A 21,365-nucleotide genomic window follows, 5' to 3' on the forward strand; every position below is an offset into this window, starting at 1 on the left:
GTTCGCCGGAGTCGCCAATCGGTGACCTCATCAGGGTCATTCGCCGTTGGCGATTTGCACCATGGCTTCCTTGAGCGAGATCGGCCCCTGCCCCTCTTCGCCCTGGATCATGATATCGTCGATGACGGGTTTGCCCGCTTCCTCGATCACCTCGAAACGCACGGTCGTGAAGGCGTCTCTGTTGGGTGTGCCTTCCATGCAGGTCGCAGCCTTGAACTTCACCGTCACCTCGGTCGTGCCATTTGTCGGCTGGCCGCTTTCGATGGAGAGGTCCTGCAGCGGGCAGGCATCCTGACCGTTGACGATTACGTCATAGTCGAAGGGCGAAATGCCATCCTCGTCGGCCGCCGGATTCTTGGCGGCGTCCTTGTATTTGTCGCCGAAGTCCTTGCTGTACATCCGCGCGAGCCTGCTTTCTTCGAAAATATCGATCCAGTCACTGACATCGCTCGCCCAGTTCTTCTTCGTGTCGTCAATGATTTCCTTGACCGGCGCGGTCGCGTCGGCCGCAAGCGAAACGCCCGTCAGGACGGACGAGGCGGCAATGAGGCCGGCGAAGAGAACGGCGATCTTTTTCATGGCAAAATGTCCGGGACTCGGGAGCTTATGTGGCGGAGGTTAGCCATTTTCCCGCTCTTGGCAATGGCGGCAAAAACGTCACGTCCCTGCCCGTTCTGCTTTGCGTTCCCGGCTCACAATGCTATAGCGCTCCGGACCCACATCACCCACCCGGGGCATAGTCCCTTCCTAAGCTTACGAGGCAGATACATGAAGAAGATCAAGGTCGCCAATCCCGTCGCCGATCTCGACGGCGATGAAATGACTCGCATCATTTGGCAGCTCATCAAGGACAAGCTGATCCATCCGTATCTCGACCTCGACATCGACTATTTCGACCTTTCGGTTGAAAACCGCGACGCCACCAACGACCAGGTAACGGTCGATGCCGCCAACGCGATCAAGAAGTACGGCGTCGGCATCAAGTGCGCGACCATCACCCCGGACGAAGCCCGCGTGAAGGAATTCAACCTCAAGGAAATGTGGAAGAGCCCGAACGGCACGATCCGCAACATCCTCGGCGGCGTCATCTTCCGCGAGCCGATCATCTGCCGCAACGTTCCCCGCCTCGTTCCGGGCTGGACGAAGCCGATCGTCGTCGGCCGTCACGCTTTCGGCGACCAGTACCGCGCAACCGATTTCAAGTTCCCCGGCAAGGGCAAGCTGACGATCAAGTTCGTCGGCGAAGATGGCACCGTCATCGAGAAGGAAGTCTTCAACGCGCCGGGCGCCGGCGTTGCCATGGCCATGTACAACCTCGATGAATCGATCCGCGAATTCGCCCGCGCCTCGATGATGTACGGCCTGATGCGCAAGTGGCCGGTCTACCTGTCGACCAAGAACACCATCCTCAAGGCCTATGACGGCCGCTTCAAGGACATCTTCGAAGAAGTCTTCGAGACCGAATTCAAGGATCAGTTCAAGGAAGCCGGCATCACCTACGAACACCGCCTGATCGACGACATGGTCGCTTCCGCTCTCAAGTGGTCCGGCGGCTACGTCTGGGCCTGCAAGAACTACGACGGCGACGTCCAGTCCGACACGGTTGCCCAGGGCTTCGGCTCGCTCGGCCTGATGACCTCCGTTCTCTTGACGCCCGATGGTAAGACGGTTGAAGCCGAAGCCGCGCACGGCACGGTTACCCGCCACTACCGCCAGCACCAGAAGGGCCAGGAAACCTCGACGAACTCGATCGCTTCGATCTTCGCCTGGACCCGTGGTCTCGCGCACCGCGCCAAGCTCGACGACAATGCCGAACTCGCCAAGTTCGCTGCAACGCTCGAAAAGGTCTGCGTCGACACCGTCGAAGCCGGCTTCATGACCAAGGACCTGGCGCTGCTCATCGGCCCCGATCAGCCGTGGCTCTCCACCACCGCTTTCCTCGACAAGATCGACCAGAACCTGCAGGCCGCAATGGCCTGAGCCCTGCTCGGATAGAAATCGAAAAACCCGGCCTTTGTGCCGGGTTTTTTGTTGTCAGGCGAAATTGCTTTCCGTCTCTAAATTAGCAGTTACTTTAAAAAGTAAGCTTCGCGTAAGTTGCAAGGCCTATTCAGCTACTCGCTACAGCATCGGCCCGAAAATCGGAATCGATTTTCGGAAAGCCTGATGCGTAGATTCAAAAAACTAGAGCGTCCTTAGTGCGTCCAAATGGACGCACGGCGCTCTAAGCATGGAGGTTCTGATGGCCAAGAAGAGTTTTGTCCCCGAATTTCTGCAGCTTGTAAGGCTCCTCGCGCGACGCGAGGGCCAGGATATGATTGTTTTTTATCTTGATCTTGCTTTGCTTGAGACCCAGACCCAGCACTACAATCAGCGCTGGCGGTGCCCTCCCGGCCGGACTGCTGGAGTTGACGCGCCGCCGGCGACAGAGGTCATCCCTCGCGCGGCCGTGAAGACGCCCCCTTCTCCGAGGGTTGAAATCTCCCGCGCCAGCGCTACGAAAAGAGCATGGGAAAGAGGAGAGCAGGATGACCGAGGAAATCACCTTCTACACGAACCCGATGTCGCGCGGCCGGATAGCGCGGTGGATGCTGGAAGAAACCGGCGTGCCATATCATACCGAAATCCTGACATTCGGCGGGACGATGAAGGGCCCGGACTATCTGTCCGTCAACCCGATGGGCAAGGTGCCGGCGATCCGTCATGGGAAGACGATCGTGACGGAATGCGCGGCAATCTGTGCGTATCTTGCGGACACGTTTCCGCAGGCAAGGCTCGGCCCGCAGCCCGATGAGCGGGCCGATTACTACCGCTGGATGTTCTTCGCCGCCGGGCCGCTGGAAGCTTCCGTCACGCTGAAGGCGCTCGGCTTCGAGATCCCGCAGGAGCGGCTGCGCATGGCCGGCTGCGGCTCCTTCGGTGACGTCATGGGCACGCTGGAGAAGGCGGTTTCGGCCGCCTCCCCCTATATTGCCGGAAGCCGCTTCACGGCGGCTGACGTCTATATCGGCTCGCATATCGGCTGGGGTCTCGCTTTCGGCAGTATCGAAAAGCGCCAGGCTTTCGTCGATTATTTTGGCCGCCTCGCCGAACGCGATGCCTACAAGCGGGCAACGGCGCTGGACGACGAAGCGGCGAAAGCCATGCAGGCGGCCTGAAAGCAATTCCAGCAAAAGTGCGTAGCGGTTTTGCGTCCGGAATTGCGTAAGAACAAAAAAAGAACAATTCCAGCAAAAGTGTACAGCGGTTTTGCGTGCGGAATTGCGTAAAGAAAAGAGCTGATCAGGCTAGAGGCATGTAGATATCCGTCCGCAGCTCGGTCGGCGCGACCTCGCGCGGATTGTTGAGATATTCCTCGAACATGACGCGATCCCGGATCTGCCGGCCGGATGCCGGCAGCCACTGGGCGTAGAGCCATTGGTAGGCCTTGTACATATCGGCATAAGGCCCCTTGTGATGCAGCACGGCATAGTCGCCGCCCTCCACCACGCGCCGCTCCAGCGGTGCGTTGGCGGTCGTCTCTTCGCCGACCGCGACACAGGCGACGGAGCGCAACTTCTCGGGCTGCACGAGATCGGGATCGTCGAGATAGACGCCGATCATTCGCATATCGGGTTTTGCCAGCCCGCGGGCATAGAGCGTACCGAACAGCGTCTCGAAGGCCTTGCCGATCTCCATATAGGAGCCGGTATGGGGAACGCCGACCAATTCGAGCGGCGGGATGGTTTTCAGGCTTACGTCAAACATGGCTTTCGCCTTTCCGGAGATTAAGGGTTCGAACTGCGTGTGGCTTCCCTCTTTCCGGTAGCGTGCCGGCGGCATTCCATAGACCGATTTGAATATGCGGTTGAAGGACTGGAGATTGGGATAGCCTGATCGCTTCGCAATCTCGGCGACCGCCAGTTCCGTGCGGACGATATCGCCCGCCGCGCGATGCAGCCGCAGCCGCTTGACGGTTGCCGCCAGCGTCTCGCCGTAAATCGCCCGATAGATCCGGTGCCAGTGATAGCTCGACAGGCAGGCGATTTCGGCCAGCCGCTCCATATCCAGATCCTCGTGCAGATGATCGTGGATATAGGCCGAGACCCGTCTCAGACGGTTCTCGTAGAGCGCCCATGCCGTTTCACCCACCATGTCAAACCTCGTGCTATTCGATCGGCTGCAGCAAACCATAGCCTGATTTGACAAATCCTGCTGACTTGCCGGGAAACGCAAGCGGCCTGCTCTTTCGTCATCCTCGGGCTTGTCCCGAGGATCTACAGCGGATCACAGCAGATCCTCGGGACAAGCCCGAGGATGACGTTGAGTAAAAGGCGGCGTTCGCCCAAAACAAAAGGCGGGAACATGTCCCGCCTTTGCATTCAATCCATGTCAGAAATTCAGCCTGCCAGCGCAGCTGCAACAGCCTCAAGCGCCTCGTCAGCCTTGGCTCCATCAGGGCCGCCGGCCTGCGCCATATCAGGACGACCGCCGCCACCCTTGCCGCCGAGCGCTGCGGAGGCAACGCGCACCAGATCGACGGCACTGAAACGATCCACGAGATCGGGCGTCACGGCGACGACAGCACTTGCCTTGCCATCTTCGGACACGCCGATCAGCGTCACCACGCCGGAGCCGATGCTGGCTTTGCCGTCATCGGCAAGCCCCTTGAGATCCTTCGGATCAACGCCGGCCACGGCCTTGCCGAGGAACTTGACGCCGGCGACGTCGCGCACAGCATCGGCAGAGCCGCCCTGCCCGCCGCCCATGGCGAGCTTGCGCTTGGCATCGGCCAGTTCCTTTTCGAGCTTGCGGCGCTCGTCCATCAGTGCCTCGACGCGCGACAGCACTTCCGACGGCTGCACCTTCAGCGAGGCGGCAAGCGTCTTCACGCGATCGTCCTGTTCGGCGAGATATTCGCGCGCCGATTCACCGGTCACCGCTTCGATACGGCGAACGCCGGCGCCGACGGCGCTTTCGCCGAGGATGCGCACGAGCCCGATCTGGCCGGTCGCCGACACATGCGTGCCGCCACAGAGCTCGACCGAATAGGGCCTGTTGGCCTTGGCACCATGCAGACCCGTACCCATCGAAACAACACGCACTTCATCGCCATACTTCTCGCCGAACAGCGCCATGGCGCCTTCCGCGATGGCATCATCGACGCTCATCAAGCGGGTCGTCACGGGCGCATTCTGCAGAATGATCTCGTTTGCCATTTCTTCGACGACCTTGAGTTCTTCCGCCGTCATCGGCTTCGGATGCGAGACGTCGAAACGCAGGCGCTCGGGAGCGACCAGCGAACCCTTCTGGGCGACGTGGGTGCCGAGCACTTCACGCAGCGCCTCATGCAGAAGATGAGTTGCCGAGTGGTTGGCGCGCAGGCGCGAGCGACGTGCATGATCGACCGTCAGCACGACCGCATCACCGGCCTTGATCACACCTTCAATGACCGTACCCAGATGCACGAACAGGCCTTCACCCCTCTTCTGCGTATCCGAAATCTCGATCTTGCCGTGGTCGGACGAGATCACGCCCGTATCGCCCATCTGGCCGCCGGACTCGCCGTAGAATGGCGTCTGGTTGACGACGACCTGCACCTTGTCGCCGGCCTTGGCTTCGTCGGCAACGGCGCTGTCCTTGACGATCGCCTGGACGACGCCTTCAGCCGTTTCGGTGTCGTAACCGAGGAATTCGGTCGCGCCGTGTTTTTCCTTTAGCTCGAACCAGACGGTTTCCGTGGCCTTCTCACCGGAGCCGGCCCAGTGCGAACGTGCCTCGGCCTTCTGGCGCTCCATGGCATCGGTGAAGCCGGAGATATCGACGCCGATTTCGCGGGCGCGCAGCGCATCCTGCGTCAGGTCGAGCGGGAATCCGTAGGTGTCGTAGAGCTTGAAGGCGGTCTCGCCATCCAGCATGTCGCCCTTGGAAAGGTCGGTGGTCGCGTCTGACAGAAGTGACAGGCCACGCTCCAGCGTCTTGCGGAAGCGGTTTTCCTCGAGCTTCAGCGTTTCGGAGATCAACGCCTCGGCGCGCACCAGTTCCGGATAGGCGCGGCCCATCTCCTGCACCAGCGTCGGCAGCAGCTTGTACATCAGCGGTTCCTTGGCGCCGAGAAGCTGTGCGTGGCGCATGGCGCGGCGCATGATACGGCGCAGCACATAGCCGCGGCCTTCATTCGATGGCAGCACGCCATCGGCGATCAGGAAGGCCGAGGAGCGAAGATGGTCGGCGATGACGCGGTGGCTGGCGCTGCCCTCTGCCTTGGCACCCATCGTATCCTCGATGGTGCCGATCAGCGTGCGGAAGAGGTCGGTGTCGAACACGCTTTGCACACCCTGCAGAACGGCAGCCATGCGCTCCAGGCCCATGCCTGTATCAATCGACGGGCGCGGCAGCGGGTTGCGAACGCCGGGCTCGGTCTGCTCGAACTGCATGAAGACGAGGTTCCAGAATTCCAGGAACCGGTCGCCATCTTCTTCCGGCGAGCCGGGAGGGCCGCCCCAGACATTCTCGCCCTGGTCGATGAAGATTTCCGAGCACGGGCCGCAGGGGCCGGTATCGCCCATCTGCCAGAAATTGTCAGAGGTCGGGATACGAATGATCTTGTCGTCGGAAAAACCGGCGATCTTCTTCCACAGCGTCGCGGCTTCCTCGTCCTCGGAATAGACCGTCACCAGCAGGCGGTTCTTCGGAAGGTCGAAGCCTTCGGTGACCAGCTTCCAGGCAAACTCGATCGCATTCTCCTTGAAATAATCGCCGAAGGAGAAGTTGCCGAGCATCTCGAAGAAGGTCAGGTGGCGTGCAGTATAGCCGACATTGTCGAGATCGTTATGCTTGCCGCCGGCGCGTACGCACTTCTGCGAGGTCGTTGCCGTCGAATAGGGACGCTTTTCCAAGCCGGTAAAAACGTTCTTGAACTGCACCATGCCGGCATTGGTGAACATCAGCGTCGGGTCATTGCGCGGCACGAGCGGGCTCGATGGAACGACCTCATGGCCGTTCTTCTTGAAGTAGTCGAGGAAGGTCGACCGGATATCGTTTACACCGCTCATTTCATGCCCTTCGATGCTGCCAGCAGGCAGGTAAAATTAAATCCATCGGCTTTTATCGTTCGACCTTGCCACTGTCCAGCAAACAAACAAAACCGGCCGCATTCTCGTGAGAGAACGCGGCCGGTGCTGAATTGCCTCAGCGGTCAGGGCGAATTACATGTCGGCGGCATCACCTGCGTCGTCGCCGGCATCAGGGCCGCCGTTCTGCAGGAAGCGGTCGGCAATCAGGCCGGCGTTCTGGCGCAGCCCCGTCTCGATCTCGCGGGCGAGATCCGGATTGTCGCGCAGGAAAATCTTGGCGTTTTCGCGGCCCTGGCCGAGGCGCTGGCTGTTATAGGAGAACCAGGCGCCCGACTTCTCGACGATGCCGGCCTTGACGCCGAGGTCGATCAGTTCGCCGGTCTTGGAGACACCTTCGCCATACATGATGTCGAATTCGACCTGCTTGAAGGGAGGCGCCATCTTGTTCTTGACGACCTTGACGCGCGTCTGGTTGCCGATCACCTCTTCGCGCTCCTTGACCTGGCCGATGCGGCGGATGTCGAGGCGGACGGAGGCATAGAACTTGAGCGCGTTACCACCCGTCGTCGTTTCCGGTGAGCCGAACATGACGCCGATCTTCATGCGGATCTGGTTGATGAAGATTACCATGGTGTTCGACTTGGAGATCGAAGCCGTCAGCTTGCGCAGCGCCTGGCTCATCAGGCGGGCCTGCAGGCCCGGCAGGCTGTCGCCCATTTCGCCTTCGATTTCGGCGCGTGGCGTCAGCGCGGCGACCGAGTCGACGACGAGGACGTCAATGGCGCCGGAGCGCACCAGCGTATCGGTGATTTCAAGCGCTTGCTCGCCGGTGTCTGGCTGGGAGATCAGGAGGTTCTGCAGATCGACGCCGAGCTTGCGGGCATAGACAGGATCGAGAGCGTGTTCGGCGTCGACGAAGGCGCAGATGCCGCCCTTCTTCTGCGCTTCGGCAATGGTCTGCAGCGCGAGCGTCGTTTTACCAGAACTTTCCGGACCGTAGATTTCGATGATACGGCCCTTCGGCAGGCCGCCGATGCCGAGCGCGATATCGAGGCTGAGCGAACCCGTAGAAACCGTTTCGATCTCGACGATACTCTCGTTCGAGCCGAGTTTCATGATCGAGCCCTTGCCGAACGACCGCTCGATCTGTGAGAGTGCCGCTTCGAGCGCCTTGCTTTTGTCCACCGATTTGTCCTCTACGAGCCGCAATGAATTCTGAGACATTCGATCCACCTTTAGGTTATTGACGCTGCTCAAGCAATGTCGCCGCTGATGCGAAGTTTGTACCTGATTTGTTCTTATTTCGCAATAGGGTTGCAAATAATTGAAAGAAAAAGGTAAAACGGCCTGTGTTCTATTTTTGTTTTATCGATGCAAAGCAACGCCTTAGTGCGCCGCCTGCGCTGAACGCCGGCGTTCTTGCCGCTATTCGATTCGTCTGGGAGCAGCAGAAATGAGCGGCAAGATTCTCGTTCTCGGCGGCGCCCATATCGATCGCCGCGGCCGCATTGCCGGCGAGACGGCGCCAGGCGCCAGCAATCCAGGCACATGGTTCGAGGAACCGGGCGGCGGCGGCTTCAATGCGGCCCGCAATCTGGCGCGCCTCGGCTTCGACGTGACGATGATTTCGCCGCGCGGTGGTGACCCGATCGGCGAGATGGTGAGCGAAGCGGCCGACTTTGCGGGTATAGACGACCGCCCCTTCGTCTTCCTCGATCGCAAGACGCCGAGCTACACGGCGATCATCGAGAAGGACGGCAATCTGGTCATCGCGCTGGCGGACATGGAGCTTTACCGCTTCTTCGTACCGCGGCGGCTGTCGATCCGCTGGGTGCGCGACGCCTTTGCCGCCACCGATTTCATTCTCTTCGACGCCAACCTGCCGGAGGAAACGGCGGCCGCGATCGTCGCAAGGGCAAAGGCGCTCGGCAAGCCGGTGGCGGCTATTGCCATTTCGCCGGCCAAGGTGGTGCGCCTCCTGCCCTGCCTCGAAGACATCGATTACCTTTTTCTCAACGAGGCAGAGGCTGCGGCGCTCATCGGTCTGCGGCCGGAAGATGCCGACGCATGGCCGTCCCTGCTCGCTGACATCGGCGTCACCGGTGCGGTCGTCACCCGTGGCAAGCGCGAGCTTGTCGCCTTCAAGGATGGCCGTGCGCTCGTCCTGCAGCCGCCGATTTCGGAGACAGTGGCCGATGTCACGGGGGCTGGAGATTCGCTGGCAGCCGGCACGCTCTCGGCCCTCATGCTCGGCCTGCCGCTGGAAGAGGCGGTTCGCCATGGCACGGCGGCAGCCGCCCTCACCGTCCAGTCGCGGCACGCCGTGAACGAAAATCTTTCACCCGAACTGCTGCGCAACATGCTTTCGCTTGTCCCGGCGGCGAGAATTCTGCAATGAAGCGGCAACACCGATAAACGGATACGGATCATGACCAAACCCTTCTCGCCCCTGCTGCCGATCTCCTACTCGAAGGAAGTGGCCGCCGCCAAGCAGCGCGGCGCCCCGATCGTGGCACTCGAATCGACCATCATCACCCATGGCATGCCCTATCCCGGCAATATCGAGATGGCGCGCAGCGTCGAATCGATCATCCGTGATCAGGGTGCGGTTCCCGCCACCATCGCCGTTATCCACGGCACGCTGCATATCGGCCTCGAACCCGCCGAGCTGGAGCAGCTCGCCAAGGCAAAGGATGTCATGAAGGTATCGCGCGCCGATATCGCCTTTTCGATCGCCGAGCGCCGCACCGGTGCGACGACGGTTGCCGCGACGATGATTGCGGCGGCGCGTGCCGGCATCAAGGTGTTTGCGACCGGCGGCATCGGCGGCGTGCATCGCGGCGCTGAAGAAACGTTCGATATCTCGGCCGACCTCGAAGAACTAGCCCGCACCGGCGTCATCGTCGTCTGCGCCGGCGCCAAGGCGATCCTCGATATTCCAAAGACGCTGGAAGTGCTGGAAACCCGCGGCGTGCCGGTCGTGACCTATGAAAGCGACGAATTCCCGGCCTTCTGGTCACGCTCATCGGGCATTCGCAGCCCGCTGACGCTGAACAGCCCGGCGGCGATCGCCAATTTCCAGACGACGCGCGAACAGCTCGGCATTGACGGCGGCATGCTGATTGCCAACCCGGTTCCGGAAGCTGACGAAATCGCCCGCGAGGAAATGGAAATCTACATCGAGCGTGCGCTTGATAGCGCCGAGCGTGACGAAATCACCGGCAAGGCGGTAACACCTTACCTGTTGAGCACGATTTTCGACCTGACCGATGGTCAGAGCCTGAAGACGAATATTGCGCTGGTGGAGAACAATGCGCGGCTTGCGGCAGAGATTGCCGTGGCGCTTGGCGAGTAAGCCACCATCTGGCGGGCCGGCCCCGCCAACGATCCCTCGCGGAATGACTTGAGGGGCGCAAAAGCGCCCCTTTATCATATCAGCTATCCAGCGTCTCTTTCACCGCCACAGCCAGCTGCTTCAGAGAGAACGGCTTCGGCAGGAAGCCAAACTTCGCTTCCGGCGGTAGGTTGCGGGCGAACGCATCCTCTGCGTAACCGGACACGAAGATGAACTTCAGATCCGGATAGTTCTTGCGCAGCTCGCGCAGCAGCGACGGTCCGTCCATTTCAGGCATCACCACGTCGGAGACGACGATGTCCACCTTGCCTTCGAGCTCCTCCATGATCTCGAGGGCCTCGACGCCGGAGCCGGCCTCATGGACCGTATAGCCACGCGTCTCCAGCATGCGCTTGCCGCCGCGCCGCACCGCTTCTTCGTCCTCAACAAGCAGGATGACGGCTGAGCCGGTCAGGTCTTCCGGCTGTTTCGGCTGGACGAGTTCCACAATCTGCGCGCCACCGGTCGCAACGGCCTGATCGGCTGCTTCCGCTTCCGCAGCGACTGCCGGTTCGACGATATGGCGCGGCAGGAAGATGCGGAAGGTCGTGCCCTTGCCGACTTCCGATTCCGGCTGGATATAGCCGCCGGACTGCTTGACGATGCCGTATACCATGGCAAGGCCGAGACCTGTGCCCTTGCCCACATCCTTGGTGGTGAAGAAGGGCTCGAAAATCTTGTCCATGATCTCGGGTGCAATGCCGGTGCCGGTATCGGTCACCTCGATCAACACCATGTCTTCATGCGGCATGTAGGAATAGTTGAAGGCGGCAACTTCCGCTGCCGGCAGATTACGGGTGCGCAGCGTCAGCGTGCCGCCATCCGGCATGGCGTCGCGGGCATTGACGCAGAGATTGATCAGCACCTGCTCGAATTGCGAAAGATCGGTTTTGACAGGCCAGAGGTCGCGGCCATATTCGACATCGAGCTTGACGTTGGTACCGGAAATCAGCCGGTCGACCAGCATGCGCAGGTCGCCGACGACATCGGTCAGGTTCAACACCGTCGGCCGCATCGTCTGCTTGCGCGAAAAGGCGAGAAGCTGGCGTACGAGCACCGCCGCGCGGTTGGCATTGCGCTTGATCTCTATCAGATCGGCGAAGCTCGCATCGGCAGGTCGCGCCTGCAGTAGCAGATGGTCGGAAGACAGCAGGATTGCCGTCAGCACGTTGTTGAAATCGTGCGCGATGCCGCCGGCAAGCGTGCCGACCGCATTCATCTTCTGCGTCTGCGCCATCTGCGCTTCCAGCGCCTTCTGCTCGGTCACTTCCACCGCATAGACGATAGCCGCCTCTTCCGGCGCCTCGTCACTCTGGTCGATGACTGCGTTCACATAGAAGCGGAAGAAGCGTGCGTCATCGGTCGGCGTGCGGGAATCGATCGGTGGGATGTCGCCCTGGCGATCCTTGGCGGCGGCGAGTGCCGCGGCAAGCTGCGGCCGGTCGCTGTCCTGCACGATCGTTTCCATCAGCGCGCCGCGCTCCAGATCGTCACGCGAGACAATATTGGAGAAAAGCTTCAGGAAAGGCGCATTGGTGCGCAGAATCTTGCCATCGCCATTTACCGAAGCGATCGCCATCGGAGTGTTGTTGAAGAAGCGCGTGAAGCGCATGGCGGCTGCTGATGCCGACTGGCCGTTCTCACTGTCCTTGTCACGCGTCAGCACGATCGTCCGGCTCTCGCCGGGCGCTCCGTCACGCATGGAGGTGACGCGGTGGATGATCTGCACCGGCAGGCTCTGGCCGTTCGATTTGCGCAGGTCGAGGTCCAGCGTCACGGTCTTCTTCAGCCCCGGCTCGGCCTGTACCGACTGGATCAGCGCCAGCCCCTCACCCGCGACGAGATCGCCGATGTTCATCGAGCCCGGCATGAATTTGGTGAGATCGAGACCCAGCCATTCCGCAAGCGTGGCGTTCAGATAGAAGATCTCGCCCTTGCGCCCGGCGGAGAAGAAGCCTGCCGGAGCGTGGTCGAGATAATCGATCGCGTTCTGCAACTCCTTGAAGAAGCGCTCCTGGTCCTCACGCTCGGCGGTGATATCGATGATCTGCCAGATCTGCAGCGGCTTGCTGTCGCCCTCTTCCGGCTTCAGGAGCCGCGCTTTCAGGCGATACCAATGCGCGCCGGCGTTGCTTCCGGGGCCAACGGCCCGCAGCAGGCGGAATTCTTCGCGCCCCTCCCGGCCCTCGCGCAACCCGTTCACCAGCCGGTAGAGCGCCTCGTTCGATTCGCGGTGGCGCGAAAGCAGCGTTTCAAGTGTCTGCACCTCGGTCGCCTTGCGTGCGCCGGTCAATGCGCCATAGGCGGCATTGGCATAAACGATGCGGCCCTTCTCGTCAGTGATCAGCGTCCCGTCGGGATGGCCGTTCAGGAAAGCGCGCGCCAGGCTGTCTGACTGGCGCTGCGGCATGACCTCGATGAAGCCGATGACGGAGGAGACGAGAAAGAAGATGCCGACCATGGCGAGAACGCCGAGACAGCCGAGCACCAGCTCGTTGCCGAGCGAATCCTTGAAGAAGACGAAGGCCGCGGCCGCCGCAATCAGCACGATCGCCAGCAGGATGATGCGTATCGCCGTACCAGAACGCCCCCCACGATCCACGAGCGGCGCGTTATAGTCGTCGACCTGACGCGATTTCGTCATCTATTCCTCGCATAAGCCCTTCCTGCCGCGCTCGTAACATCGCTACGAAGCAGGAATCAGGCAGTCTTTCCTTCTTATCAACTTGCTGCGCCCGCAAAAACAGCAGGTTTCGTCAGACTGCTTGAATTCACAGGCAAACGCGCCAATTTGCCCGTAATCCCGCCGGTGCCGCAGCGAGCGCCCGGCCAAATAGTTGCACAACACGAAATCGCGTTCGCCGGTGACTGGACAGACCCGCCGGCTCTTGCCTAAGGAGCGGAAAAGTCGTCTGTTGTGCCATAATGCGAAATGGAGTGAGTGCCTATGTTCGATGATGTTGTAGGGGCTTACGGTAGCCGCTTCCTGCTTGCCGCCGGTGGCGTCGGCATTGCCCTCATCCTGCTCATCGCCGTTCTGTGGTTCCTGCGCGGCCGCGCGCCCTCACCTTTCGTGCGCGGTGGTCGCAACCGTCAGCCGCGCCTTCAGGTGCTCGATGCCGCCGCCGTCGATGCCCGCCGTCGCCTGGTTCTCGTGCGCCGCGACAATGTCGAACATCTCGTCATGATCGGCGGCCCGACTGACATCGTCATCGAAAGCCGCATCCTGCCGGAAGCCGAAGCCGAAACCGCAAGCGATTTCCGCCCGCAGCCGGTGGAGGAACGCCCGGTCGTTCAGGAGCGTGCAGCCGTCCAGCCGCGCCGCGAACCGCAGGAGGCGCCGCAGCCGAGGCCGGTCGCCGCCCCCGTCGCACCATCTGTGGCGGCAAGCGCCGAACCCGATTTCGAACCCTACAGCCCAGCACCGGCACCTGCTCCGGTCATCGTCCCGGTCATCGCCCCGCCTGCAGAGCCGGTTCGCCAGCGCCCCGAACCTTCGGTCGCTCCGGCAGTCGCGCCACCCATGTCTGCCCAGCAGTTGCCTGCACAGCAGATGTCGAGCCAGCAGGCTCCCGCGCCACAGGTCTCTGCTCCGCCGCTCACAGCCGAGCGCGACGGCCCGCAGCGGATGTCGCAGCTTCAGCCGCGCCAGCCCGAACGCCCCGCTCCGCAACCCGTGCCCGATGCCGCTAGCGCCGCAGATATCCTCGATGCAGCCCGCCAACGGATGTTGCCGCAGCAGCGCATCGAACCGGAAGTGTCCACTCCGCCGGCCCAGAGCATTCCCGCCGTTTCGCGCGGCGCTCCAGTCGCGACGGAAGATGGCGGTTTGCAATCGGCTGCCATCCGCCGCGATTTCCAACGCATCCTCGATGGTGAGATATCGGCCAATCCGGCCGCCGAGCGCGTGGTTCCCGTACCCAATACGCAGCAGGCACGCCCTGCCCCGCAGCCCGGTTCTCCTCAGCCCGGCTCAATGCCACGCCGCGACCCCGACATGGCGCCGATCACGGGTGCGGATGCCGCACTTCAAAAGGAAGTCGCCCGCATCTTTGGCGAAATGAGTGTCAATCGCGACAAGTAAAAGCTGGAGCCTTATGGCCCCAGAGCAAAGGGCACTAAAACAAAAAGCACCGCGATCGTCTCGCGGTGCTTTTTCATTGCCGGTCCGGAAGTGATTATTCGTCCCGGTAAACCTTTTCGCGGCGCTCGTGGCGTTCCTGCGCTTCGATCGACAGCGTGGCGATCGGGCGGGCGTCGAGGCGTTTCAGGCCGATCGGCTCGCCGGTTTCCTCGCAGTAGCCATACGTGCCATCCTCGATGCGCTGCAGGGCTGCGTCGATCTTGGAGATCAGCTTTCTCTGACGGTCGCGGGCGCGAAGTTCGATCGCCCGGTCGGTTTCGGAAGATGCACGATCTGCGAGATCAGGGTGGTTTGCGCTTTCCTCAGCCAGGTGGTCGAGTGTTTCGCGCGCTTCTCTAAGGATATCGTTTTTCCAGGCAACCAGCTTGGCTCTGAAATAAGCGCGCTGGTTCGTATTCATGAACTCCTCGTCTTCCGAGGGAACATAATTGCTAAGATCGATCTTCTCACTCAACGCGATTCTCCTGAAGAACATCTCATCTGGCCGGGTGTATATCCCATGCGCTATCCGCGATTCAAGCCAAATAAGACAGGTAAACAGATTTTTAAATCTGTCATAAATTTGAGCTAACAGTCTATTTTCGCATCATTATTCCGAATAGCGATTTTTGCTTGGCCCTCAAAACGCCGTGTCGGGATGCCCCTTTCGCGCTCTTGGAAGCCTGTGGACGGTTGACGTTGCGGGATCGCAACCGCTACTGAAAAGGCTCCGTTCGAAGCTGGATTTGCCCATGGCCGCCCTCCTGCCTCCACCCCATCGGATCTACCTCCTGCGTCATGCCGAAGCCGCCTGGGCCGAGCCCGGACAGCGCGATTTCGACCGGCCGCTGAGCAAAAAGGGTTTCGGCGATGCCGAGATTGTCGCCGACCGCGCCGCCGACAAGGGCTACCGTCCGAACATCCTGATCAGTTCGACCGCGCTTCGTTGTCGCGACACCGCCGAGGCCGTGCACCGGGCCATGGGCGAAACGCTCGACATGCGCTTTGTGGATACGCTCTATAACGCCTCGGTCGATACCTATCTCGAAATCATCGATGCGCAGGATGTGGGGAGCGTCATGCTCGTCGGCCATAACCCGACAATGGAGCAGGCCCTATCGGCGCTGATCGGCCAAAAGGCTATGGCAGCCTCCGTGCCGAAAGGCTTCCCGACAGCCGGTCTCGCTGTCATCGACTACGTCGCTACGACTTCGGCATGGCGTCTCACCGATTTCGTCATCAACTGAGCTTTCGCGCCGCTTCTTTTTCAGGCAGCGGCCCCTTCCTATATTGCGGGCAGTGCCATCAGGGATTCCGATTTGCCGCCACGCCTGACATCCTTTGCCGACGATGCGCTGATCGCGCTGGATAATCTTGCTGACCGCGCCAGCGGTCTCGTCAATCCGACCATCCGGCTCGGCGTCACCGGCCTTTCCCGCTCCGGCAAGACGGTCTTCATTTCTTCGCTGGTCCACAATCTTCTGCACGGCGGCCGGTTGCCGCTCTTCGAAGCGGTGCAGTCCGGTCGTGTGTCGGCCGTCCGTCTGGAGCCGCAGCCAGATGATGCCGTGCCGCGCTTCCAGTACGAGGATCATATCCGCGCACTGGTGAAGGAGCGGATCTGGCCGGATTCCACCCGTGCAATTTCAGAGCTGCGCATCACGCTCGATTATCAGAGCGCCAGTTCCTGGACGCGTATGTTCTCGCCCGGCCGCCTGTCGATCGATATCGTCGATTATCCCGGCGAATGGCTGCTCGACCTGCCGCTGCTCGGCAAGGATTTCCGCACCTTCAGCGAGGAAACCATCGCCCTTGCCGCAACCGGCATCCGCGCCGAGCTGTCGAGCGCCTGGCTGGCGCTGACGAAGGCGACGGATATCACCGCTTCCGCCGATGAAATGGTCGCCCGCGATCTCGCCACCAGCTTTGCCGACTATCTGAAGGCCTGCAAGGCCGACGAACGCTCGCTTTCCACGCTTCCGCCCGGCCGTTTCCTGCTGCCCGGTGATCTCGATGGCTCGCCTGCGCTGACCTTCGCCCCGCTTGCGCTGCCCCCGGACGGAAAGCCGGAGCGCGGCTCGCTCTGGGCGATGATGGAGCGCCGCTACGAAGCCTATAAGTCCGTCGTCGTCAAACCCTTCTTCCGCGAGCATTTTGCCAGGCTCGACCGGCAGATCGTGCTGGTCGACGCGCTGCAGGCCATGAACCGCGGCCCCGAAGCCGTGCAGGATCTCGAGCGCGCGTTGACCGATGTGCTCGCCTGCTTCCGCCCCGGCAGCAATTCGATCCTGTCATCGCTGCTCGGCCGGCGCATCGACCGTGTTCTGGTCGCCGCCACCAAGGCGGACCATTTGCACCACGAAAGCCACGACCGGCTGGACCGGCTGACGCGCCGCCTCGTCGATCGCGCTATCGATCGTATCGGCATGGCCGGCGCCGGTATCGATGTCATGGCGCTTGCCTCCGTGCGCGCCACGCGGGAAGCCACCGTGCGCCGCGACGGCCACGACCTGCCCGTCATTGTCGGAACACCCATGGCCGGTGAAAAGATCGCCGGTGAAATCTTCGACGGTGAGCGCAAGACAGCGATCTTCCCCGGCGATCTGCCGGAAAATCCCGAATCTCTCTTCGAGCGCATCGAGGCCGGCGACGTGTCGGTCGAGCTGCCCGACGTCAATGTCGTGCGCTTCCGCCCGCCGCAGCTCGAGGAAACCGGCGGCGGCATCAAACTCTCCGTGCCGCATATCCGCCTCGACCGCGCCATGCAGTTCCTGTTCGGAGACCGCCTCGCATGAGCAAGCCGCCGATCGACCAGCCCAATCAGCCGCGCCGCGCCCCCGCCGCCTTCACCTTTGAGGAGGAGAATGCGGCGCCCGAAACGCCACGGGCCGAGCGCCGCAAGCCCGCTAGCTTCTCAGGCGAGGTGGTGCTGACGCCGGATGAGGAAGATCCCTTCCTCAATCCTGAGCAGGATCTGAGCCCGTTGCCGGTCGCTACCCCGCGCAAGCGGCGCACCTCCTTCGCCAGCATCGCCGCCGGCGCTTTCGGCATTCTGCTGTCGCTCGCCTTCGGCCTCTGGACCGACCGGCTGATCCGCGATCTCTTCAGCCGCGCCGACTGGCTGGGTTATGCCGCGCTTTCCGTTCTCGCGATCGGCATCCTCGCCGTCATTGCAATCGTCATCAGGGAGACGGCGGGCATGATGCGGCTTGCCGCGGTGCAGACCATCAAGGCTGAAGCCGATGCTGCGATTCTGGAAACGCGGCCCGCCAAGGCGCGCGCGGTCGTCGCCCGCCTGATGGGCCTGCTCGGCAACAAGCCGGAAACCGCCAAGGGCCGCGCCACGCTGAAGGAAACCGAAGGCGAGGTCATCGACGCTCCGCACCTGATTGCGCTTGCTGAGCGCGAGCTGCTTGCGCCGCTGGATCGCCGGGCACGCGCGCTGATCGTCAATTCCTCCAAGCGCGTCTCGATCGTCACGGCCGTCAGCCCGCGCGCCATCGTCGATCTACTCTACGTGCTCTATGAGGCTGCCCGCCTGATCCGCGCCATGGCCGAACTGTACGGCGGCCGTCCCGGCACGCTCGGCATGCTGAGATTGATGCGTGACGTGCTCGCCCACCTTGCCGTGACCGGCTCGATTGCTGTCGGCGACAGCCTTATTCAGCAGGTGCTCGGCCATGGGCTCGCTTCCAAGCTTTCGGCCCGACTCGGCGAAGGCGTCATCAATGGGCTGATGACGGCGCGGATTGGCATTGCCGCCATGGATCTCTGCCGTCCGCTGACTTTCCGGGCGCTGAAACGGCCGGGAATCGGCGATTTCATCGGCGACTTGACGCCGTCGATGACGGCACGCAACGGTAACCCTTGAGCAAAAAGCCGAATTTCGACATATTTAGGCCTTCTTGCTTAGGGTACAAAAAATTCAAGCGGATTCAATGCGCTAAAGGCGCAACCTCGGAATCCTTACCTTGCGAAAGCCCTGTATTTCCACGCATTTCAGCGTCCCGGAAAGAAAGCATTAACCATTCTCCGGCAAAACTTCAGACCAGTTCCCGAGTGGTGTTTGCCAAGGAAAATCCATGTACTCGCGCAAGTTTCTTTTTGTATGCGGCCTGGCCGCCGCGGCATTGTCTCCAGTGGCAGACGTCGCTTCCAACGCCACTGCCGCAACCCGCGACAAGGCCTTCTTCGAATCCGTCGCCGGCACCTGGAAGGGGCCGGGCGAAATCGTCGCCGGCAAGTACAAGGGCACGAAATTCACCTGCAATCTCGTCGGTTCGCCGGCCGATGATTCCTCCGCCGGTATCAAGCTCGACGGTACCTGCCGCGTCGGCGTCTTCAAGCAGCCGATGAGCGCTGTCATCTCGCAGTCCGGTTCCACCTACAAGGGCAAGTTCCTCGATGGCGCCGAAGGCAAGGGTCTCGATATCATCTCCGGCGCCGTCACCGACGATACCGTCGTCGTCGGCATCAATCGCTCCAAGCTGAACGGCGCAATGATTGCCCGCGTTCGCGACGACAAGACCATGAACGTCACCGTTTCGGTCAAGGTCGAAAGCCAGATGGTTCCGGTCATCGGCCTGACGCTGACCCGCCAGGTCGACGAAATGGCTGTTGGTTCAATCCAGTAAGCTATTCATTCGGAACGGACTTTCCTGAAGCGACGGTTTTCCGCCGCTTTTGTTTTTTAGCTCATAGCGCGCTCGAAAAAAGCCCGCAGAAGCGGGCCTTTTCTAATGTTGGTCCTGATTGTCAGCGGCTGTTCTTATTGCTCTGCTGGACTGCCTTGACACGCTGTTCGTGTGAACCGCCTTGGTTTGCCATGATGGACTCTCTTTTTGCGATTCTTTGCGAGAGCGACTTGATTGCCGTCTCGATGGGAGAACCACTCGGGCGCTGCCGCATTCCCTATTTTAGTATTTCGTGATGGCATGGGATCATTTCCCGCCACAGGCCGTTCTTCGTAGACCGCAGGGCTTGTCCCTGCGCAGCCACGGAGACGAAGGACATGAACGCAACCAACACGGATACAGAAACCAGGAGCCTGAAGCTCGCCAAGGAATATCTGCGCCTTGGCGGACACCGCCGCTGCAAGATCGACGACAACATCACCACTGTGCGCCAGTGGGAGAAGGATCCGCCGGAGGCCGAACGCTTCTGGCAGGAGCAGGTGCAGCCGCTTTCTGCAACTGACCGCAAGCAGGTCGAGGATTTCCTGCCCAGCATCAATTCGCCCTGAATGCCTGAAGCTGCAGGTCCGATGCCCGATAACTGGATCCATCTCTGCATCGATATGCAGAGGATGTTCGCTGAACAGACGGCATGGCATGTGCCTTGGATGGCGACGGTGTCGCCGCAGATCGTTGAACTCTCGGGACGATATGCGGAGCGAACGGTTTTCACGCGCTTCGTTCCGCCGCCGACCGCTGATGCCATGCCCGGCATGTGGAGGAACTACTACGAAAAATGGCCGATGATGACCGGCGAGTGCTTGCCGCCGGAACTTATTGATATTGTTGCCGATCTGAAGCCTTTCGCGCCTCCTGCCCGCTTCCTAGACAAGCGAACCTATTCTCCCTGGGTCGACGGGCGGCTGCATGAAACACTCACGCGGGAAAAGGTCGAAGCCATCGTTATTACCGGCGGCGAGACGGATATCTGCGTGCTCGCTGCAGCACTTGGCGCAATCGATCTCGGCTATCGCGTCATTCTGTTGAAAGACGCTGTCTGCAGCAGTGCTGACGAAACGCATGACGCTACGCTGGAATTGCTGGGCGGCCGCTTTTCGGTGCAGGTGGAGATTACCGAAACGGACGCATTCCTTTCCGGTCTCTGACGCATGGCAGGGCTCCTGGGGCTGTTCAGGTTTCGCAGCCTGCGCTTGGTGGCCCCCTTTAAGTCTTGCGCCACCAGTCGCGGCTTTCGTCCGCGATCTCGATCCCCGCAATGTCGGCGTCGGCTAGCCAATCGGCCACCGCCCTGCCCCGGACCATGAGTTCGGGCGCGATATCCGCAAGCGGCATCAGCACGAAGCCCCGCTCGGTCATGCGTGGATGTGGCAGTTCCAGTCGCGGCGCATCCTGCGCGACGCCTTCATAAGTCAGCACATCGATATCGAGTGTGCGTGGCCCCCAGCGCTCGATGCGCTCGCGCTTCATCTCCCGCTCGATCGACAGGCAGAGATCAAGAAGCGCTTCCGGCGCAAGCCGTGTTTCCACCGCCGCGCAGGAGTTGAAGAAATGGGACTGGTCGGTCTTGCCCCAGGGCGGCGTGCGGTAAAGCCGCGAGACAGCCGCCACCCGGCAGTCTGGATGGGCGTCCAGCACCGCAAGCGCTGATGCCATGGACTTGACCGGATCGCCGATATTGCCGCCGAGGCCGAGCGTTGCGAGATGGAATGGATTATCGGGTACGATGCTCAACGGTCACCTGCACGAAATCGAGCACGCCAGGGATCGGCGCATTCGGCTTGCGCACCGTGATCTTGGCCCTGATGATCTGCGGGAATTTATTACAAAGACCCTTGGCGATATCGAACGCCAGCGCCTCGATCAGGTAACGCCGCTTGCCGACGACGATCTCTTCGATGATGGTGAAGGCGGTGCCGTAGTGGACAGTCTCATCGATGGAATCGTTTTCCAGTGCGCTGCCCGCTTCCACCTCCAGTTCGGCATCCACGAAGAAACGCTGACCGAGGAATTCCTCCTCGGCATGCACGCCGTGGCGGGCGAAGAAGGCGCAGTTCTGCATCAGGATCGTATAGGTACTCATGACGGCCTCCCCCTAAAGC

The 21,365-nt window shown here is 61.2% G+C and carries 18 protein-coding genes and 1 pseudogene; 11 read left to right on the forward strand and 8 right to left on the reverse strand.

Features of this window, described 5'->3' with window-relative positions:
• Positions 1-36 precede the first annotated feature (36 nt).
• Positions 37-579, reverse strand: coding sequence for a hypothetical protein (locus tag AB8B33_RS09095; RefSeq protein WP_439015103.1), 543 nt, complete (start codon positions 577-579; stop codon positions 37-39).
• A 189-nt stretch (positions 580-768) separates the two neighbouring features.
• On the opposite strand from AB8B33_RS09095, the gene AB8B33_RS09100 reads away from it, so the two are divergent.
• Together AB8B33_RS09100 and AB8B33_RS09105 are read left to right on the forward strand one after the other, a co-directional pair.
• Positions 769-1,980: an NADP-dependent isocitrate dehydrogenase gene (locus AB8B33_RS09100; protein ID WP_439015104.1), complete on the forward strand. Its 1,212-nt coding sequence runs from the start codon at positions 769-771 to the stop codon at positions 1,978-1,980.
• Positions 1,981-2,528: 548 nt separating this feature from the next.
• Positions 2,529-3,158: a glutathione S-transferase family protein gene (locus AB8B33_RS09105; protein ID WP_439015105.1), complete on the forward strand. Its 630-nt coding sequence runs from the start codon at positions 2,529-2,531 to the stop codon at positions 3,156-3,158.
• 124 nt (positions 3,159-3,282) lie between these two features.
• Here the strand turns inward: AB8B33_RS09105 and AB8B33_RS09110 are convergent, their stop codons facing one another.
• The 3 genes from AB8B33_RS09110 to recA all read right to left on the reverse strand — a co-directional run bounded on the left by AB8B33_RS09110 (position 3,283) and on the right by recA (position 8,279).
• The gene (locus AB8B33_RS09110) at positions 3,283-4,134 is read right to left on the reverse strand and encodes an AraC family transcriptional regulator (protein ID WP_439015106.1); all 852 of its coding nucleotides are present in this window, start codon (positions 4,132-4,134) and stop codon (positions 3,283-3,285) included.
• Between the two features lie 245 nt (positions 4,135-4,379).
• Complete coding sequence (alaS, locus tag AB8B33_RS09115; RefSeq protein ID WP_113322766.1) at positions 4,380-7,034, reverse strand: alanine--tRNA ligase; 2,655 nt, start codon at positions 7,032-7,034, stop codon at positions 4,380-4,382.
• Positions 7,035-7,187: 153 nt separating this feature from the next.
• Positions 7,188-8,279, reverse strand: a complete 1,092-nt coding sequence (gene recA, locus AB8B33_RS09120) for a recombinase RecA (protein WP_113322764.1) — start codon at positions 8,277-8,279, stop codon at positions 7,188-7,190.
• 229 nt (positions 8,280-8,508) lie between these two features.
• Here recA and AB8B33_RS09125 point away from each other — a divergent pair, with 229 nt between their 5' ends.
• Positions 8,509-9,453, forward strand: a complete 945-nt coding sequence (locus AB8B33_RS09125; protein ID WP_310388286.1) for a carbohydrate kinase family protein — start codon at positions 8,509-8,511, stop codon at positions 9,451-9,453.
• Positions 9,454-9,483: 30 nt separating this feature from the next.
• On the forward strand, positions 9,484-10,410 hold the full coding sequence (locus AB8B33_RS09130; RefSeq protein ID WP_007826295.1) for a pseudouridine-5'-phosphate glycosidase: 927 nt from the start codon (positions 9,484-9,486) through the stop codon (positions 10,408-10,410).
• 79 nt (positions 10,411-10,489) lie between these two features.
• Here AB8B33_RS09130 and cckA read toward each other — a convergent pair whose 3' ends face one another.
• On the reverse strand, positions 10,490-13,093 hold the full coding sequence (gene cckA, locus AB8B33_RS09135; protein WP_310388289.1) for a cell cycle histidine kinase CckA: 2,604 nt from the start codon (positions 13,091-13,093) through the stop codon (positions 10,490-10,492).
• 303 nt (positions 13,094-13,396) lie between these two features.
• On the opposite strand from cckA, the gene AB8B33_RS09140 reads away from it, so the two are divergent.
• A complete protein-coding gene (locus AB8B33_RS09140; RefSeq protein WP_439015107.1) occupies positions 13,397-14,533 on the forward strand; it encodes a flagellar biosynthetic protein FliO in 1,137 nt (378 codons plus the stop codon).
• Positions 14,534-14,627: 94 nt separating this feature from the next.
• Here the strand turns inward: AB8B33_RS09140 and dksA are convergent, their stop codons facing one another.
• Complete coding sequence (gene dksA, locus AB8B33_RS09145; protein ID WP_007826301.1) at positions 14,628-15,047, reverse strand: RNA polymerase-binding protein DksA; 420 nt, start codon at positions 15,045-15,047, stop codon at positions 14,628-14,630.
• A gap of 277 nt (positions 15,048-15,324) precedes the next feature.
• Here dksA and AB8B33_RS09150 point away from each other — a divergent pair, with 277 nt between their 5' ends.
• The 6 genes and pseudogenes from AB8B33_RS09150 to AB8B33_RS09175 all read left to right on the forward strand — a co-directional run bounded on the left by AB8B33_RS09150 (position 15,325) and on the right by AB8B33_RS09175 (position 20,411).
• The gene (locus AB8B33_RS09150; protein ID WP_439015108.1) at positions 15,325-15,819 is read left to right on the forward strand and encodes a SixA phosphatase family protein; all 495 of its coding nucleotides are present in this window, start codon (positions 15,325-15,327) and stop codon (positions 15,817-15,819) included.
• Positions 15,820-15,891: 72 nt separating this feature from the next.
• On the forward strand, positions 15,892-17,367 hold the full coding sequence (locus AB8B33_RS09155) for a YcjX family protein (protein ID WP_439015109.1): 1,476 nt from the start codon (positions 15,892-15,894) through the stop codon (positions 17,365-17,367).
• On the forward strand, positions 17,364-18,443 hold the full coding sequence (locus AB8B33_RS09160) for a YcjF family protein (protein ID WP_439015110.1): 1,080 nt from the start codon (positions 17,364-17,366) through the stop codon (positions 18,441-18,443). Before AB8B33_RS09155 ends, AB8B33_RS09160 begins: the two co-directional genes overlap by 4 nt.
• A gap of 211 nt (positions 18,444-18,654) precedes the next feature.
• Positions 18,655-19,206, forward strand: a complete 552-nt coding sequence (locus AB8B33_RS09165) for a hypothetical protein (RefSeq protein ID WP_037102691.1) — start codon at positions 18,655-18,657, stop codon at positions 19,204-19,206.
• Between the two features lie 389 nt (positions 19,207-19,595).
• Positions 19,596-19,814, forward strand: a pseudogene (locus tag AB8B33_RS09170) (hypothetical protein); the annotation flags it as partial.
• Between the two features lie 21 nt (positions 19,815-19,835).
• Positions 19,836-20,411: a cysteine hydrolase family protein gene (locus AB8B33_RS09175; RefSeq protein ID WP_439015111.1), complete on the forward strand. Its 576-nt coding sequence runs from the start codon at positions 19,836-19,838 to the stop codon at positions 20,409-20,411.
• Positions 20,412-20,469: 58 nt separating this feature from the next.
• On the opposite strand, the gene folK is transcribed toward AB8B33_RS09175, so the two are convergent.
• The gene (gene folK, locus AB8B33_RS09180; RefSeq protein ID WP_113325667.1) at positions 20,470-20,997 is read right to left on the reverse strand and encodes a 2-amino-4-hydroxy-6-hydroxymethyldihydropteridine diphosphokinase; all 528 of its coding nucleotides are present in this window, start codon (positions 20,995-20,997) and stop codon (positions 20,470-20,472) included.
• Positions 20,978-21,346, reverse strand: a complete 369-nt coding sequence (folB, locus tag AB8B33_RS09185; protein ID WP_113325672.1) for a dihydroneopterin aldolase — start codon at positions 21,344-21,346, stop codon at positions 20,978-20,980. The genes folK and folB overlap by 20 nt, the downstream gene beginning before the upstream one ends.
• Positions 21,347-21,365 lie beyond the last annotated feature (19 nt).

Origin of the sequence: Rhizobium sp. 768_B6_N1_8 (assembly GCF_051811225.1) — a bacterium.
Lineage (GTDB): Bacteria > Pseudomonadota > Alphaproteobacteria > Rhizobiales > Rhizobiaceae > Rhizobium.